At 65.2% G+C, this 16,206-nt stretch carries 12 protein-coding genes; 7 read left to right on the forward strand and 5 right to left on the reverse strand.

The features are described 5' to 3' along the window. Positions 1-104 precede the first annotated feature (104 nt). From smc to JG743_RS25210, 3 genes are all read right to left on the reverse strand, one after another. Positions 105-3,563, reverse strand: coding sequence for a chromosome segregation protein SMC (gene smc / locus JG743_RS25200; RefSeq protein WP_202293602.1), 3,459 nt, complete (start codon positions 3,561-3,563; stop codon positions 105-107). Between the two features lie 60 nt (positions 3,564-3,623). After that, positions 3,624-4,352 (reverse strand): DsbA family protein, encoded by a 729-nt coding sequence (locus JG743_RS25205; protein WP_202293604.1) that lies wholly within the window; start codon positions 4,350-4,352, stop codon positions 3,624-3,626. 141 nt (positions 4,353-4,493) lie between these two features. Further along, positions 4,494-4,994 (reverse strand): DUF721 domain-containing protein, encoded by a 501-nt coding sequence (locus JG743_RS25210; RefSeq protein ID WP_202293606.1) that lies wholly within the window; start codon positions 4,992-4,994, stop codon positions 4,494-4,496. Between the two features lie 32 nt (positions 4,995-5,026). Between JG743_RS25210 and mutY the strand changes: the two genes are divergently transcribed. Both mutY and JG743_RS25220 read left to right on the forward strand, forming a co-directional pair. Next, complete coding sequence (mutY, locus tag JG743_RS25215; RefSeq protein WP_202293608.1) at positions 5,027-6,145, forward strand: A/G-specific adenine glycosylase; 1,119 nt, start codon at positions 5,027-5,029, stop codon at positions 6,143-6,145. Between the two features lie 10 nt (positions 6,146-6,155). Further along, the gene (locus JG743_RS25220; RefSeq protein WP_202293610.1) at positions 6,156-6,767 is read left to right on the forward strand and encodes an HAD family hydrolase; all 612 of its coding nucleotides are present in this window, start codon (positions 6,156-6,158) and stop codon (positions 6,765-6,767) included. Positions 6,768-6,829: 62 nt separating this feature from the next. On the opposite strand, the gene JG743_RS25225 is transcribed toward JG743_RS25220, so the two are convergent. Further along, positions 6,830-7,963 (reverse strand): site-specific DNA-methyltransferase, encoded by a 1,134-nt coding sequence (locus JG743_RS25225; RefSeq protein WP_202293612.1) that lies wholly within the window; start codon positions 7,961-7,963, stop codon positions 6,830-6,832. Positions 7,964-8,148: 185 nt separating this feature from the next. Here JG743_RS25225 and JG743_RS25230 point away from each other — a divergent pair, with 185 nt between their 5' ends. After that, on the forward strand, positions 8,149-8,838 hold the full coding sequence (locus tag JG743_RS25230; protein WP_202293614.1) for an HAD family hydrolase: 690 nt from the start codon (positions 8,149-8,151) through the stop codon (positions 8,836-8,838). Positions 8,839-8,999: 161 nt separating this feature from the next. Here the strand turns inward: JG743_RS25230 and JG743_RS25235 are convergent, their stop codons facing one another. Next, complete coding sequence (locus tag JG743_RS25235) at positions 9,000-9,722, reverse strand: hypothetical protein (protein ID WP_202293616.1); 723 nt, start codon at positions 9,720-9,722, stop codon at positions 9,000-9,002. Between the two features lie 128 nt (positions 9,723-9,850). On the opposite strand from JG743_RS25235, the gene thrC reads away from it, so the two are divergent. Genes thrC through JG743_RS25255 form a run of 4 tightly spaced genes read left to right on the forward strand, consistent with a single transcriptional unit; the run spans position 9,851 to position 16,059 of the window. Continuing rightward, positions 9,851-11,248, forward strand: a complete 1,398-nt coding sequence (thrC, locus tag JG743_RS25240) for a threonine synthase (protein ID WP_202293618.1) — start codon at positions 9,851-9,853, stop codon at positions 11,246-11,248. Between the two features lie 14 nt (positions 11,249-11,262). Continuing rightward, positions 11,263-12,555 (forward strand): M16 family metallopeptidase, encoded by a 1,293-nt coding sequence (locus JG743_RS25245; RefSeq protein WP_202293620.1) that lies wholly within the window; start codon positions 11,263-11,265, stop codon positions 12,553-12,555. A 15-nt stretch (positions 12,556-12,570) separates the two neighbouring features. Beyond that, complete coding sequence (locus JG743_RS25250; RefSeq protein ID WP_202293622.1) at positions 12,571-13,167, forward strand: GNAT family N-acetyltransferase; 597 nt, start codon at positions 12,571-12,573, stop codon at positions 13,165-13,167. 3 nt (positions 13,168-13,170) lie between these two features. Continuing rightward, positions 13,171-16,059 (forward strand): EAL domain-containing protein, encoded by a 2,889-nt coding sequence (locus tag JG743_RS25255; RefSeq protein ID WP_202293624.1) that lies wholly within the window; start codon positions 13,171-13,173, stop codon positions 16,057-16,059. Positions 16,060-16,206 lie beyond the last annotated feature (147 nt).

Below are 16,206 nucleotides of genomic sequence, written 5' to 3' on the forward strand. Positions count from 1 at the left end.
AATTCGCCCCCTCGCTTCGGGCGGTTGACCTTGCTTCAGGAGCCGCTCAGGACAATCGGATCTGGAATAGTCACGCCGATCTATGCTGGCAATGAGACCCTGAATCAGCTCGCCTCGCGCATCGCCTCGGCCGCCTGCAGGTCGACCGAGACCAGCTGGCTGACGCCCTGTTCGGCCATGGTGACGCCGAACAGCCGGTCCATGCGGGCCATGGTGATCGGGTTGTGGGTGATGATGACGAAGCGCGTCTCGGTGGTGCGGGCCATCTCGTCCATCAGATTGCAGAAGCGCTCGACATTGTGGTCGTCGAGCGGCGCGTCGACCTCGTCGAGCACGCAGATCGGCGCCGGATTGGTGAGGAATACGGCGAAGATCAGCGACATCGCCGTCAGCGCCTGCTCGCCGCCGGAAAGCAGCGTCATGGTCTGCGGCTTCTTGCCCGGCGGGCGAGCGAGGATTTCGAGCCCGGCCTCCAGCGGATCCTCGGATTCGATCAGCTGCAGTTCTGCTGTGCCACCGCCGAACAGATGCGAGAACAGGCGCTGGAAATGGCCGTTTACCACCTCGAACGCCGACAGCAGCCGCTCGCGCCCCTCCCGGTTCAGGCTCTGGATCGCCTGCCGCAATTTGCGGATCGCCTCGATGATGTCCTCGCGCTCGGAAACGATGGTCTCCAGCCGGTCCGACAGTTCCTTCTGCTCTTCCTCGGCGCGCAGATTGACGGCGCCGAGCCGCTCGCGCTCGACCTTCAGCCGGTCGAGCTGACGCTCGACATCGGCCATTTCCGGCATCGGATCGTCGGCTTCCAGCCCAGTATGCTTGATGACCAGATGCGGCGGCGTGTTCAGCGTTTCCTGGATGCGCGCCTCGACCTCCAGCCGCCGCTCGTCCGCGGCGGTCAGCCGCTCCTCGGCGCGGACGCGGGTTTCGCGCGCTTCAGCGAGCGATTGGATGGCAGCGGTCGCGGCCTTGTCGAACTCGGCCTGTTTGTTCTCCGCTTCCTGCAGGCGGTCGGCGGCTGCCTGGCGCAGCGTCTCCGCCTCGGCCAGTTGCGACAGCAGCGCGCGGCGCTTGGCGTCGATCTCATCGGGAGCGTCGGCCAGCCGTTCGCGCTCGGCCTCGGCTTCGGCCTTGCGCTCGCCAAGGGCGGCGATCTGCGTCGATGCGTTCTCGGCCCGCTCCAGCCAGTTGCGCCGCTCGGCGCCGATGGCTTCGAGGCGGCGGGTACGCGCTTCGGCTTCGCGCCGCAGACCTTCATGGACGGCGCGCGCGTCGGCGAGCGTGGCGCGATCGCGCGAGACATTGGCCGAGGACTGTTCGAGCTGCAGTTGCAGGTCGCCGAGGTCCGGCGCGTCCTGCAACAGCATCTCGGCTTCCAGTAATGCCGTCTGGGTTTCCTCGTGGCTGTCGACGACACGCGCACGCGCCTCATCCAGTGCGGCGCGCCGGCTCACCAGCTCGCCGCCAGCCTTCTCGGCCTCGGCCAGCGCGTTGCGGGCGGCGTCCAGACCATGCTGGGCATCGCGGCCGGCCTGGCGCGCATTGCGCTCGGCCTCGCTCGCCTGGCGCAGCGCCTGTTCGGCCTGGACAAGGGCTGCCTCGGCCTCGCGCAGGATGCGCGTCGCCTGCACCGCCTCGGCATCGAGCTCGGCCAGCCGGTTCTTCTGCGCCAGCCGCTGCGCGGCGGCGGTCGGTGCGTCGGCGCTGGCGGTGAGACCGTCCCAGCGCCACAGCGCGCCGTCGCGGCTGACCAGCCGCTGGCCGGGCGCAAGCAGGGCCTGGAGACGGCGGCCATCGGCCGCCTCGACGATACCGATCTGCGCGAGGCGACGGGCAAGCTGGGTGGGCGCGCGCACGACGCTGGCAAGGCTCTTCACGCCGCCGGGCAGCGCTGCATCGCCAGGCTGGATCGCGCTCTCGCCCCAATGCACCGGCGCGCTGCGGTCGAGCGGCACGTCGAGATCCTCGCCAAGGGCGGCGCCAAGCGCGGTTTCGTAGCCGCGTTCGACGCTGAGCTGCTCCAGCACGGACGGGAAAAGGTCGCCGCTGGCGGCGTTCAGAATTTTGGAGAGCGTGCGGGCCTCGGTCTCGATCCGCGCCAGCTCGGCCTTGGCATCCTGCACGGGCGGGCGGGCGGCGCTTTCGGCCGCGCGCGCGTCGGCGACGGCCTGCTCGGCCGCGATCGCGCCGGCCTCGCTCTCCTCCAGACGCGCCGCGGCGTCCTCGACCAGCAGCCGCTTCTCGGCCGGATCGGGCAGGCCGGAGATGCGCGAGACAATATCGGAAAGCTCGCGGTCGACCTCGGCGAGCTGGCGGGCGAAGCGGTCGCGGCGCTCGGCGGTCTCGCGCAGCGTACGTTCGATCTGATGGCGCGAGGCGGCGGCTTCGGCCCGTTCGGCGGTAAGCGCGGCAAGCTTCGCCTCGCTGGCAGAAAGCGTCGCGCCGGCTTGCTCGAAGGCGGCGCGGGTGGTGGCCTCGCGCTCGGCGGCGCCTGCATTCTCGGAGTTGAGCGAGGCTTCCTCGACGCGAAGGCGCTCGAGGATGTCCGCATTGTCGCGCACCATGCGCTCCTCGCGGGCGATATCGCCGTCGAGTTGCTGCAGCCGGCGCTCGAGCTCGGCCTGGCGGGCGCGGATGCGGCCGGCTTCCTCCTCGATCTGCGACTTGGCGATCGACAGGCGCTGGAAGGCTGCGGCGGCAGCGGCTTCGGCGTCGCGCAGGTCGGGCAGCCGATGCGCGCCGATGCCCTGCTCCCTCGCGGCCGCCATCTGCGCGGCGGCACGGTCGCCGACCAGGGTCGTCGCGGCAGCGAGTGCCGAACGCGCCTCGCCTTCCTGGGTCTTGGCCAGCGTCCAGCGCAGATGCAGCAGCGTCGCCTCGGCCTTGCGGATGTCGGCCGACAGGTTCTTGAAGCGCGAGGCCTGGCGCGCCTGGCGCTTCAGACTGTCGATCTGGCTTTCCAGCTCGCCGACGACGTCGTCCAGCCGCTCGAGGTTCTGCTCGGCGGCCTTGAGCCTCAGTTCCGCCTCGTGGCGGCGCGTGTGCAGGCCGGAAATGCCGGCAGCCTCTTCGAGAAGCGCCCGGCGCGCCTGGGGTTTGGCCTGGATCAGCTCACCGATGCGGCCCTGCCCGACCATCGAGGGCGAGCGCGCGCCGGTCGACTGGTCGGCAAACAGAAGCTGCACATCCTTGGCGCGGGCTTCCTTGCCGTTGATGCGGTAGAGCGAGCCCGCCTCGCGTTCGATGCGGCGCGACACCTGCAATTCATCGGCGTCATTGAAGGCGGCGGGCGCGGTGCGGTCGGAATTGTCGAGGAAAAGCGTGACTTCGGCGGTGTTGCGGGCGGGCCGCGTACCCGAGCCGGAAAAGATCACGTCGTCCATGCCAGACGCGCGCATGTTCTTGTAGGAGCTTTCGCCCATGACCCAGCGCAGCGCCTCGACAAGGTTCGACTTGCCGCAGCCGTTCGGCCCGACGATGCCGGTCAGGCCGCGCTCGATGACGAACTCGCCGGGTTCGACGAAGGACTTGAAACCAAGGAGGCGAAGGCGCGAAAACTTCATTCGCGCCGCTCCATACAGGCTGGTGCGCCGAAGCCTAGCAGCTTCGGGGCGGCCTGGACGTCAGAGCAGAGGGTCGATGATGGCCGACATTTCCTCAATCGACATCGCCCCTTTGTAGGTCTTTCCGTTTATGAAGAAGGTCGGCGTCGAGTCGACCTTGAACTCGTCCGCGCCGCGTTTCTGGACAGCTCTCACATCGTCCAGAAGTTTCTGGTCCGTCAAGCAGGCCTCAAAGGACTCCTGTGTAAAACCGGCGAGCTTGGAAATCTGCAGCAGAGCTTCCTTGGTGTTGTTGACGCCAACCCAGCTCGGCTGCTGCTTGAACAGCACATCGACCATCGGGAAATAGTTGTCCTTGGCGCAGCGCGCAAGCATGAAGCCGGCCTCGGCGCTGGGGTCGAAGGGGAATTCGCGCAGGATGTAACGCACCTTGCCTGCATCAATATACTTGGTCTTCAACTCAGGGAAGGTGGCCTCGTTGAAATGCGCGCAATGCGGGCAGGTCATCGAGGCATATTCGACGATGGTGACCTTGGCGTCGTCCTTGCCGAGCTGCTTTTCGGGCAGCGCACCAGGCTTCAGCAGTTCCGCCATGTCGACCGTGCCTTGCGCCTCCGGCACCTTGGCGGCCGCCGGCGTTGCCGGCTTGGCGGGTGTAGCCGGATTGGCGGGCTTCACATCGGCCGCCTTTGCATCCTCGCCCGAGTCGCTGCATGCGGCGATGAGAGCCACCGCCGGAATGGCGGCCAGCGTGGTCAGAAGGTTCCTGCGGGACAAAGGACGGTTCATGCGAATCACCTGATATCGGTTGGATTTTGCAATGCAAAGGCTAGAAAAGGCGAGAGCTGGCGCGAATTAAGGCATCGCCGTCCCCATTCCAATCGCCAAATTTTGGCGTGCGTTCACGAATACGCGAGATTAACGACAATCCTATGGCCTTTTCCGCCCTAGAATAGTTGCGCCGAGCCGTTCCAGCGAGGCGCGCAGGCCATCGTCCTCGATCTTGCCGACGGTGCGCGAGAGTTTCGCCTTCTCGGCGTCGTTGAGCGGCCTCGGCGCCGGTTTCGGCCGGGCCTTTTCGGACAGCACCGGCTTCTGCACGATCCGGATACGGCCTATTGCCGTGAAGCCGAGGAAGGCATTGACGCGGTTGATGATTTCGCCTGCCTCGTGCTGGAGGTGGAGCGCCGCCATGCCCTCGCAGGCAATGACAAGCACCGCCGGCTCGAACGGATCGTCCTCATGCAGGCGACGCGGCCACTGGATCTTTTCCGGGCGCGAGCGGCCGGCAAGCCGTGGCCCGGCGATCTCTTCCCAGGACTGCACCAGTCCGATCGAAATGCCGGCGCGCTTCTTCAGCACCGGATCGAGGATCTCGGTTGCGAGATCGCTCACCGGAACGGGATTGCCGTAGGGCCTTTTCCCTGCCATGTGCGTTCTCCAATCCCAGGCTCACCCGATCAATGGCACCGCACGACCAGACCCGCAAGGCTGCATCCGGCGAAAGCAGCGAAGCAGCTTCAGTCGCTCCCCGCCTGCTCGCCTGGTACGACGCGCACCACCGCGACCTGCCTTGGCGCGTCCCGCCCGGGGCGCTGGCCGGGGGCGCAAGACCCGACCCCTATCGTGTGTGGCTTTCGGAAGTGATGCTGCAGCAGACCACGGTCGAAGCGGTCAAAGCCTATTTCCGCGCCTTCCTTGAAAAATGGCCTGATGTCGAAGCATTGGCGGCGGCACCCGTCGAGGATGTCATGAAGGCCTGGGCCGGGCTCGGCTATTATTCAAGGGCGCGCAACCTCAAGGCCTGCGCCGATCTGGTCGCCGGGCGCGGCGGCCGCTTTCCGGACACGGAAGCCGGCCTGAAGGAATTGCCGGGGATCGGCGCCTATACGGCGGCGGCGGTCGCGGCCATCGCCTTCGACCGACCGGCGGCCGTCGTCGACGGCAATGTCGAGCGCGTCGTGTCCAGGCTGTTCTCGATCGCAACGCCGCTCAGCGAGGCCAAGCCCGCAATACGCGCGCTGGTCGAAAAGCTTGTGCCGCAGGTGAGGCCCGGCGATTTCGCCCAGGCGATGATGGATCTCGGCGCCACGATCTGCACGCCACGCCGGCCGCGCTGCATGCTGTGCCCGCTGCGTGAGGATTGCAGCGCCATCGTCTCAGGCGATCCGGAGCGTTTCCCCGTCCGGCTGCCCAAGGACGACAAGCCGCTCAGACGCGGTGCGGCCTTCGTTGCCGAGCGCAATGACGGCGCCATCCTTTTGCGCAAGCGGGCCGAAAGAGGCCTGCTCGGCGGCATGACCGAGGTGCCGACGACGGCCTGGACTGCAAGGGTGGACGGCGCGACCACCGAGGCGGCGGCGCCGTTCGCCGCCGACTGGCGGCGCGCCGGACAGATCGCGCATGTCTTCACCCATTTCGCGCTCGAGCTCGACGTCTTTCATGCCCATGTGAAAAGTGATGCCCCGGAAGGCCATTTCTGGTCGCTGGCCCATGAAATTTCGGGGGAAGCACTGCCCACTGTCATGAAAAAGGTAATCGAGGCGGCGATACCGGGCGCAACCAAAAAGCGGTCGCATTGAAAGGACAGGCATGACCGAGATCCGCCACATCGTGTTCGACATCGGCAAGGTGCTGATCCACTACGATCCGAATATCCCGTTCAGCCGCCTTATTCCGGACGCCGGCGAGCGGAAATGGTTCTTCGACAATGTCTGCACGCATGACTGGAACCTCGAGCAGGACCGCGGACGGACATGGCAAGAAGCCGAGGCGCTGCTGATCGCCGAATACCCGGAGCACGCGGAAAACATCCGCAATTTCCGCCGCCATTGGCACGAAATGGTGCCGCATGCCTATGACGACAGCGTCGCCATCATGATCGGCCTGATCGAGACCGGTCACGACGTCACCATGTTGACCAACTTTGCCTCGGACACGCTTGCCGAAGCCCGGCAGCGTTTCGCCTTCCTCAACCGGCCACGCGGCGTGACCGTGTCGGGTGACATCCATCAGATCAAGCCGGATCGCGCCATCTACGATCATCACGTCGCCGCGTTCGGCCTCGAGGCGTCCGCCACATTGTTCATCGACGACAGCCAGAAAAATGTCGATGGCGCCAGGGCCGCCGGCTGGCAGGCGGTGCTGTTCACCAACGCCCGTACGCTTCAAGCGGACCTCGATCGTCTCGGGATCAAAGCGTGATTTGAATCGCTTCGGGCGATCCGTTGAAGTTCTGATTCAACCTTAACGGCGAGCGTGCGGGGTCAGGCCCCTGCCCGCTCCATGCCGAGGCGGGCGATGCGGCGCAGCTCGTCGATCGGGGTGAGACCGCCGCTGCGCTCATAGTGCCAGAAGGTCCAGCCGTTGCAGGCGTCGAGCCCCTGCACCTCGGCTCCGATCTTGTGGATCGAGCCGGCGCTGTCACCGATCGCCACCGTGCCGTCGGCGCGCACCTTGGCCGCCCATCGCTTCTTGGCGTCGTAGAGCGTGGCGCCCGGCGCCACCAGGCCGGTGTCGATGAGGCTGATGAAGGCGACGCGCGGTTCGGCGCGCTTGCCAGACAGTATGGTCAGGTCGGCGCCGTCCAGCGGCCGGACCGCGTCGATGCGCTCGTTGGCGGCGTCGATATAAGCCTGCTCGCGCTCGATGCCGACGAAGTGGCGTCCAAGCCGCTTGGCGACGGCGCCGGTGGTGCCGGAGCCGAAGAAGGGATCGAGCACGATGTCGCCCGGCCTGGTCGAGGCCATCATGATGCGGGCGAGCAGCGCCTCCGGCTTCTGCGTCGGATGCAATTTGTCGCCATTGTCGTTCTTCAATCGCTCCTGGCCGGTGCAGATCGGAAACAGCCAGTCGGAACGCATCTGGACATCGTCATTCGAGGCCTTGAGCGCCTCGTAGTTGAAGGTGTAGCCCTTGGCCTTCTGGTCACGCGAGGCCCAGATCATCGTCTCATGCGCGTTCTGGAAGCGGCGGCCGCGGAAGTTCGGCATCGGATTGGTCTTGCGCCAGACGACGTCGTTGAGGATCCAGAAGCCGAGGTCCTGCATCTTGGCGCCGACCCTGAAGATGTTGTGGTAGGAGCCGATGACCCAGATGGTGCCACTGGGCTTCAGCACGCGCCGCGCCGCGAGCAGCCAGGCGCGGGTGAAGGCGTCATAGGCTTCAAAGCTCTCGAACTGGTCCCAGTGGTCGTCGACGGCGTCGACCTTGGACTGGTCGGGCCGGTGCAGGTCACCGTCGAGCTGCAGGTTGTAGGGCGGGTCGGCGAAGACGACGTCGATGGACTTTTCGGGCAGCCTGTCGAGGGCCGCGATGCAATCGCCCTTGAGGATAGTGTCCAGCCATTCGGATTGCTGGGGAGCGTGGGAAAGCTCGTCGAGAAGACGCACGGCTGACATTTTTACACCCAAGGCACGCGTTACTGTTTTACTGTCCGTTATGGTTACCGATCAGCGTAAATATTCGGTGAAGGACAGGACCGCCCGGCGGTCGACAGCTTCGCGAGTTTGCGAAGCCTGGCCGGTTGGTGTATGCCGCGCCGCCTGAGCCGCATCAGGCTTTTTCTCCCGCGTTCCGGATTGCCATGCCCCAGCCAGACCTTGTCATCTTCGATTGCGACGGCGTGCTCGTCGATTCCGAAATCATCGCCGCCCGCATTGAGGCCGAGCTGCTGACCTCGGCCGGCTACGAGATAACGCCGGAGGAACTGGCAGAGACCTATGCCGGGCTGACCTTCAAGGACATCATGATGCGGGTGGAGGAGAAGTCCGCCATCCCCTTCCAGGCTTCACTGATCGACCGCGCCGAGGCGCTTGTCGACCGCAAGCTGCGTAGCGACGTGCGTGCCATCGACGGCGTTCGCGAGGCGGTGGCGTCCGTCACCGTGCCGCGCGCAGTCTGCTCCAACTCCCGCACGGAACGGGTCGAGTTCATGCTGGAGAAGGTGGGGCTGTTGCCGTTCTTCGCCAGCCGCATCTTCTCGGGACTCGACATACCCAGCAAGAAGACCAAGCCCGCGCCGGACGTGTTCCTGTTCGCAGCCGAAAAGCTCGGAGCGAACCCCAGGAACAGCTTCGTCATCGAGGATTCCGTGCATGGCGTGGCCGGCGCCAGGGCGGCCGGCATGCGCGTCATCGGTTTCACCGGCGCCGGGCATAGCTATCCCGGCCATGCCGACACGCTGACCGAAGCCGGCGCGGAAACGGTCATCCGCCGCTGGGCCGAGCTGAAAAGCGTGATTGCCGCGCTGTCGGAATGGTCGGCGGACGCCTGAGGTCCGATTGGAAACTCTACTCCTACGGCCATCTGAGGCGTTTTCTGCGCTTCCGGTGCTCACGTACTCAAAGTACGCTCCGGTCCGGTTCTCGAAAACACCTTCATAAGGCTCGCAGGAGCGAGTTTCCAAACGGACCTCACCTAAACTCGATGGCGGGCTCAGTTCGTCGCCGGAGCGGCTTTTTTCTTCCGCTTGCCCTTGTCGGTCGCGGCTTTCGGCGCGCTCTCGTCGTAGCCGACGAAGGCCTGGTAGTCCTTCGCGGTCGGCTCGGGCACGACGACGTTCTGGTCCGTGAAGACGAACTGCGTCGCGGCCGACGGGTCGGAGACCTGGACCTGGTACTGATGGATCTGCGAATAGAGCACGTCGTCGCCGTGCATCACCGCAACGCGGATCGGCATGGTGATGGTGCCCGGCGAGAACATCGGCCCCGGCACGACCCTGCCGGCCACCCCGATCTTCATCGACATCTGGCCGTTGGCGCGGCTGCAATCGCGGGTCATGTCGGTGATCGAGGCCTGGTAGATAATCTTGGCGGGATCGCGATCGGGATCGACGACCGTACCGTCGGGCGCAGTCTGGGCTGCAGCGGCGGCGGCATCCTGCGCGGCATCTGCTTTCTTCCTGGGCTTGGCGCCGCCCTTGGCATAGGTGTTGAAGTAGGCGGTGCCGTCGCGCAGCGTCACTTTCGGGCAATAGGCCTGCAACTGGCTGGCAAGCACCTTGGGATCCTGCGGCGGCGGTGGCGCCTGCGTATCCTTCTTGCCGAAACCAAGGTTCAGGATGCCATTGTCGCTCGATTGGCAGCCGGCGGCGGCAAGCATAAAGCCGGCAAGCGCCAGACCCGCGACAAAACGACGGTTGACCGAATGAAACGCCATGAACTGCACTTCCCTCTCGCAAAGCTGGTGACGTATAGCAACGGCGCGGCAAAAATGCGACTGAGCCGGCTCGGAAAATTAACCAATTTGCGGTGGATGAACCCGCCGGCTGCAACGGACCTGAGACGATGCAATATGTGAGTACCCGCGGGGACGCGCCCGTGCTTGGATTTTCCGACGCGGTGCTGGCCGGGCTGGCCCGCGATGGCGGGCTTTACGTGCCGCGCGAGTGGCCGCAATTCTCGGCGGCGGATATCCGCGCCATGCGCGGCCTGGCCTATCCCGACCTCGCCATCCGCCTGCTGACACCGTTTCTCGGCGGCGAGATCGCGGCGCCCGTCTTCGAAAGGCTAGTGCGCGAAGCCTATGCGACCTTCCGCCACGAGGCCGTCTGCCCACTGGTACAGACCGGGGCGAACACTTTTGTGCTGGAGCTCTTCCACGGCCCGACGCTCGCCTTCAAGGACGTGGCCATGCAGCTGCTGGCGCGGCTAATGGACCATGTTCTGGCCGAGCGCGGCCAGCGCGCGACGATCGTCGGCGCCACCTCCGGCGACACCGGGGGTGCCGCGATCGACGCTTTCGCCGGCCGTGACCGCACCGATATCTTCATCCTTTTCCCGCACGGCAAGGTCTCGCCGGTGCAGCAGCGGCAGATGACGACGTCGAGCGCAGCGAACGTGCATGCGCTGTCGATCGAAGGCAATTTCGACGACTGCCAGGGCCTGGTGAAGGACATGTTCAACGACCACGGTTTTCGCGACCGGGTCTCGCTGTCCGGCGTCAATTCGATCAACTGGGCCCGCATCATGGCCCAGATCGTCTATTATTTCTCGTCTGCGCTGTCGCTCGGCGCGCCCGATCGCCCGGTGTCCTTCACCGTGCCGACGGGCAATTTCGGCGACATTTTCGCCGGCTATGCCGCCAAGCGCATGGGGCTGCCGATCGAGCGGCTGATCATCGCCACCAACGACAACGACATATTGGCACGCACGCTGGCGAGCGGCGAATACCGCACCAAGGGCGTGTTCGCCACGACCTCGCCGTCCATGGATATCCAGGTGTCGTCCAATTTCGAGCGCCTGCTGTTCGAGGCGGCGGAGCGCGACGCCGCAACCGTGCGGCGCTACATGAACGGACTGAAGCAGTCCGGCGCCTTCACCATCGAGGCGGGCGAAATCGCGAAGATTCGTTCCGAATTCGATGCCGGCCGCGCAAGCGTCGACGAGGTCGCCGCCACCATCCGCTCGACGCTCGCGGCAAGCAACTATCTGCTCGATCCGCACACGGCGGCGGCCTTCCATGTTGCCGCAGGCAAGGTCGAAGGCACTGTCCCCATGGTGGTGCTGGGCACCGCGCATCCGGCCAAGTTCCCGGCCGCCGTCGAGGCCGCCAGCGGCATCACCCCCGCCCTGCCCGCATGGCTAGGCGATTTGATGACAGCCGACGAAAAATACACGGTACTTCCATCCGACCTGAAAATGGTGGAAGATTACGTTACACGCCACACGCGGGCGGCGCGTTAGGGAGTACTAACCATATGGGTGTTGAGGTAAGCCGTCTGTCGAACGGCCTGACAGTCGCAACCGAAACCCTTCCAAGCCTCGAATCCGTTGCCCTTGGTGCCTGGGTCAAGTCAGGCGCCCGCAATGAGCGTGACGAAGAGCACGGAATGGCCCATTTGCTCGAGCATATGGCCTTCAAGGGCACGAAAAGGCGCACCGCCTTCGAGATCGCCTCGGAAATCGAGAATGTCGGCGGCGAGATCAACGCCGCCACCAGCGTCGAGACCACCTCCTATTACGCCAGGGTGCTTTCCGACGACGTGCCGCTGGCGGTCGATATCCTGGCGGACATCCTGCAGGAGTCGGAATTCGACCCCGAGGAGCTCGAGCGCGAGCAGCATGTGATCCTGCAGGAGATCGGCGCCGCGCACGACACGCCAGACGACATCGTCTTCGACCGCTTCACCGAGACCGCCTTCCGCCACCAGACGATCGGCCGCTCCATCCTCGGCACGCCGGAAACGGTCAAATCCTTCACGTCCACGCAGCTGCACAGTTTCATCGAGCGCCAGTATGCCGCCGAGCGCATGGTGGTCGTGGCCGCCGGCGACATCAAGCACGACAATTTCGTGCGCGAGGTGGAAAAGCAGCTTGGTGGCTTCCGCGCCAAGGCGGAAAGCAACATGCCGCAATATGCGCAATATGTCGGCGGCGACTTCCGCGAGGATCGCGACCTTATGGACGCGCAGATCGTGCTCGGCTTCGAGGGCCGCGCCTACCATGTGCGCGATTTCTACGCCTCGCAGGTGCTGTCGATGATCCTCGGCGGCGGCATGTCGTCCAGGTTGTTCCAGGAGGTTCGCGAAAAACGCGGCCTGTGCTACTCGGTGTATGCCTTCCACTGGGGCTTTTCGGACACCGGCATCTTCGGTGTCCATGCCGCGACCGGGCAGAGCGACATCGCCAAGCTGGTGCCGGTCATCATCGACGAATTGCAGAAGGCCGGCGAGAACATCCTGCAGGAAGAGCTTGACCGCGCCCGCGCGCAATACCGTGCCGGCCTGATCATGTCGGCCGAAAGCCCGGCCAGCCGCGCCTCGCAGATCGCCAGGCAGCTGCTGCTGTTCGGCCGGCCGATCGCCAAGGAAGAGCTGATGGAACGGCTGTCGGCGCTCACCGTCGAGCGTCTGACCGATCTCTCGTCGCGGCTGTTTTCGACCAAGCCGACGCTCACCGCCGTCGGACCCGTGGGGACGCTGGCGCCCTATGAGGCGATCCTCGATTCGCTTGCGGGCCCGCAGACGACGGCCCGCAAGCTCGCCGTCTAGCCCAGTCCAAGCGCCATGTTCGCGCTCCCTTTCTTTCGCCGCGACCTGCCGGCACTGAAGGGTGACACGGTCACGCTGCGCGTGCCGCTGACCAACGACTACCGCGAATGGTCGACGCTGCGCGGTGAAAGCCGCGCCTTCCTAGAGCCGTGGGAGCCGCGTTGGACGCCGGATGAGCTCGACCGCACGGCATGGCGGCTGCGCATCAGCCGCTACCGTGAGGATTACGCACAAGGAACGGCGATCGCCTTCTTCATCTTCGAGAAGTCGAGCGGCAAGCTCGCCGGCGGCATTACGCTCGGCAACATCCGCCACGGCGTCGCGCAAAGCGGCCATATCGGCTACTGGATCGGCGAGCGCTATGGCGGCCGCGGCCTGATGACCGAGGCGGTCAAGCTGGTGTCGCGCTTCGCCTTCGATACGTTGAGGTTGCACCGGATCGAAGCGGCCTGTATTCCCGACAATGCCCGTTCGATCCGCGTGCTTGAAAAAGCCGGATTCCGGCGCGAAGGACTGCTGCGATCCTACCTCAGGATCAATGGCATCTGGCAGGATCATTACCTCTACGCCCGGATCGCGGACGATCCGCCGGGCGCTGGAACGAAGGGCTGATTGTTGACGAATTTTTCGCGATTCGCGTCGCTGTTCGCCCTTGTCCTGGCGATGGTCGTTGCGCTGTGCGCAGCCTCGCCGGCGCTCGCCGTCGAGCCGATCAAGATCGCCCGCGACGACGTGGCGCTCGATCTGTCGGGCGCCGTCGAGATCTACCGGAACCAGGGCGAGAATTTCCAGGTCTCGACCGCGCCGGGTCCCGACGGCATCGTCAGGCGCATCGAGGTCGAGGCCAATGACGCGCGCTCCACCGGCGACTGGGCGGTGTTCGCGCTCGCCAACACCACCGACCAGCAGCTCGACCGGCTGATCGTGGCGCCGCATTTCCGGCTGGTGAATTCGGGCATATTCTGGCCGGACCTCGGCTCGACCCGCATCGCCGCGATCACGCCCAGCGAAGGCTTCGCGCTCGACCGCCAGACCAGCCCCGATGCCGACGTGTTCCGGGTGACGCTTAACCCTGGCACGGTGGTCACCTTCATCGCCGAGCTTGCCTCGCCGAAACTGCCGCAGGTCTATCTGTGGGATCCGGAATCCTACAAGGACTCGGTCAACTCCTACACGCTGTTCCGCGGCATCGTCATCGGCATCGCCGGCCTTTTGGCGCTGTTCCTGACCATCCTGTTCGTCGTCAAGGGAACCTCGATGTTCCCGGCCACGGCAGCGCTTGCCTGGGCGGTGCTTGCCTATATCTGCGTCGATTTCGGCTTCCTCAACAAGATCATCGAGATATCGCCCGGCAATGAGCAGATGTGGCGCGCCGGAACGGAGGTGGCGCTGGCGGCGACCTTCGTTGTGTTCCTGTTCGCCTATCTCAACCTCAACCGCTGGCACGGCCATTTCAGTTATGGCGCGCTGGTCTGGATCCTCGGCCTGCTACTGATCGCCGGCGTCGCCATCGTCGATCCGGCGGTCGCGGCCGGCATTGCCCGCATTTCGTTTGCAGCCACGGCGCTGACAGGCCTCGGGCTCATCGTCTTCCTCGGTATTCGTGGTTATGACCGCGCCATCATGCTGGTGCCCAGTTGGGTCATGGTGCTGTTGTGGCTGTGCGGATCGTGGATGGCGATCACCGGCATGCTCGACAACGACATCGCCCAGCCGGCGCTGGGCGGCGGCCTGATCCTGATCATCCTGTTGATCGGCTTCACCGTCATGCAGCACGCCTTTGCCGGCGGCGCGCTGCATCAGGGCTTGTTCTCGGATCTCGAACGGCAGGCGCTGGCCGTCGCCGGCTCGGGCGACACGGTGTGGGACTGGGACGTGCTGCGCGACCGCGTCGTCACCAAACCGGATGTCAGCATCCAGCTTGGCCTGGCGCCCAACAGCCTTGGCGGCGCTGCCCGCAACTGGCTGCCGGTGCTGCATGCCGATGATCGCGACACCTTCCGCACCACGCTCGACGTGGTGCTGGAGCACCGGCGCGGCCGGGTTTCGCAGAATTTCCGGCTGCGCGGCGCCGACGGGCACTATCACTGGTTCGCGCTGCGCGCCCGCCCGGTGATCGGCTCGGACGGCGAGGTGATCCGCTGCGTCGGCACCATGGTCGACGTCACCGAGCAAAAGAAATCCGAGGAAAGGCTGCTGCACGACGCCGTGCACGATAATTTGACCGGCCTGCCGAACCGCGAGTTGTTCATGAACCGGCTGGAGGCGATCATCTCGATCGCCCGCACCGAGGACAAGGTGCGCCCGACCGTCTTCGTCATCGACATCGACCGTTTCAAGCAGGTCAATGACGGCCTCGGCATCTCCGCCGGCGACACCATCCTGCTCACCATCGCGCGCCGGCTGCATCGGCTCCTGAAGCCCAAGGATTCACTGTCGCGCTTTGCCGGCGACCAGTTCGCGCTGATGCTTCTGTCGGAACAGGATCCGGCCCGCATCGCCGCGGTCGCGGACGCCATCAAGCACGCCATCAACAACCCGATCACCTTCGCCAAGCGCGAGATCGTGCTCACCGCCTCGATCGGGCTGATCACCTGGACGACGGCGCAGACCTCGTCCGAGGACATGGTCAAGGACGCCGAACTTGCCATGCACCAGGCCAAGCGTTTCGGCGGCGACAGGATCGAGCCGTTCCGGCCGGCCTTCCGCACCGTCGGCACCGACCGGCTGCAGTTCGAGTCCGACCTGCGCCGCGCCATCGAGCGGCGCGAATTCACGCTGGCCTACCAGCCGATCGTGCGGCTGGAGGACGGCAGCGTCGCCGGCTTCGAGGCGCTGCTCAGATGGGACCATCCGCGCCGTGGCATGATCCCACCAGGCGATTTCATACCGGTTGCCGAGAGCTGCGGGCTGATCGTGCAGCTCGGCCTGTTCGCCATGCAGCAGGCAGCCGAGGACCTGGCAACCTGGCAAAAGCAGATCGGCGACGCGCCGCTGTCGGTCTCGGTCAACCTCTCCAGCCGCCAGCTGATACGTCGCGATCTGGTCAGCGACGTCCGTTCGGTCATTGCGCGCGCCAATCTGAAGCCGCGCTGCTTCCGCCTCGAGCTCACCGAGTCGCTGGTGATGGACAATCCCGAGCAGACCTCGCATGTGCTGACCAAGCTGAAGCAGCTCGGCATCGGGCTGTCGCTCGACGACTTCGGAACCGGCTATTCGTCGCTGTCCTATCTGACGCGCTTCCCCTTCGACACGATCAAGATCGACAAGAGCTTCGTCGACGACGCGACGCCGAAGCGCGCGGTGCTGCTCAAGTCCATGGTCAACATGGCGCATGAGCTCGGCCTGTCCGTCGTGGCGGAAGGCATCTCCGACGAGAGCGATGCGCTGGAGCTGCGCCAGATGGGCTGCGAATACGTTCAGAGCTTCATGTTCGGCGCGCCGATGCCCGGCGACCAGGTGCTGAAGACGCTGAAAGAGCAGTACCCGCTTACGCAGGCTTAGAGGCCATTTGGAAACTCTACTCCTGCGGCCATCTGATGGCGCTTTCTGCGCTTCCGGTGCTCACGTACTTCAAGTACGCTCCGCTCCGGTTCTCGAAATCACCACCATATGACTCGCATGAGCGAGTTTCGAAACGGCCTCTGGAGG

It is taken from the genome of Mesorhizobium sp. 131-2-1, assembly GCF_016756535.1.
Classification (GTDB): domain Bacteria; phylum Pseudomonadota; class Alphaproteobacteria; order Rhizobiales; family Rhizobiaceae; genus Mesorhizobium.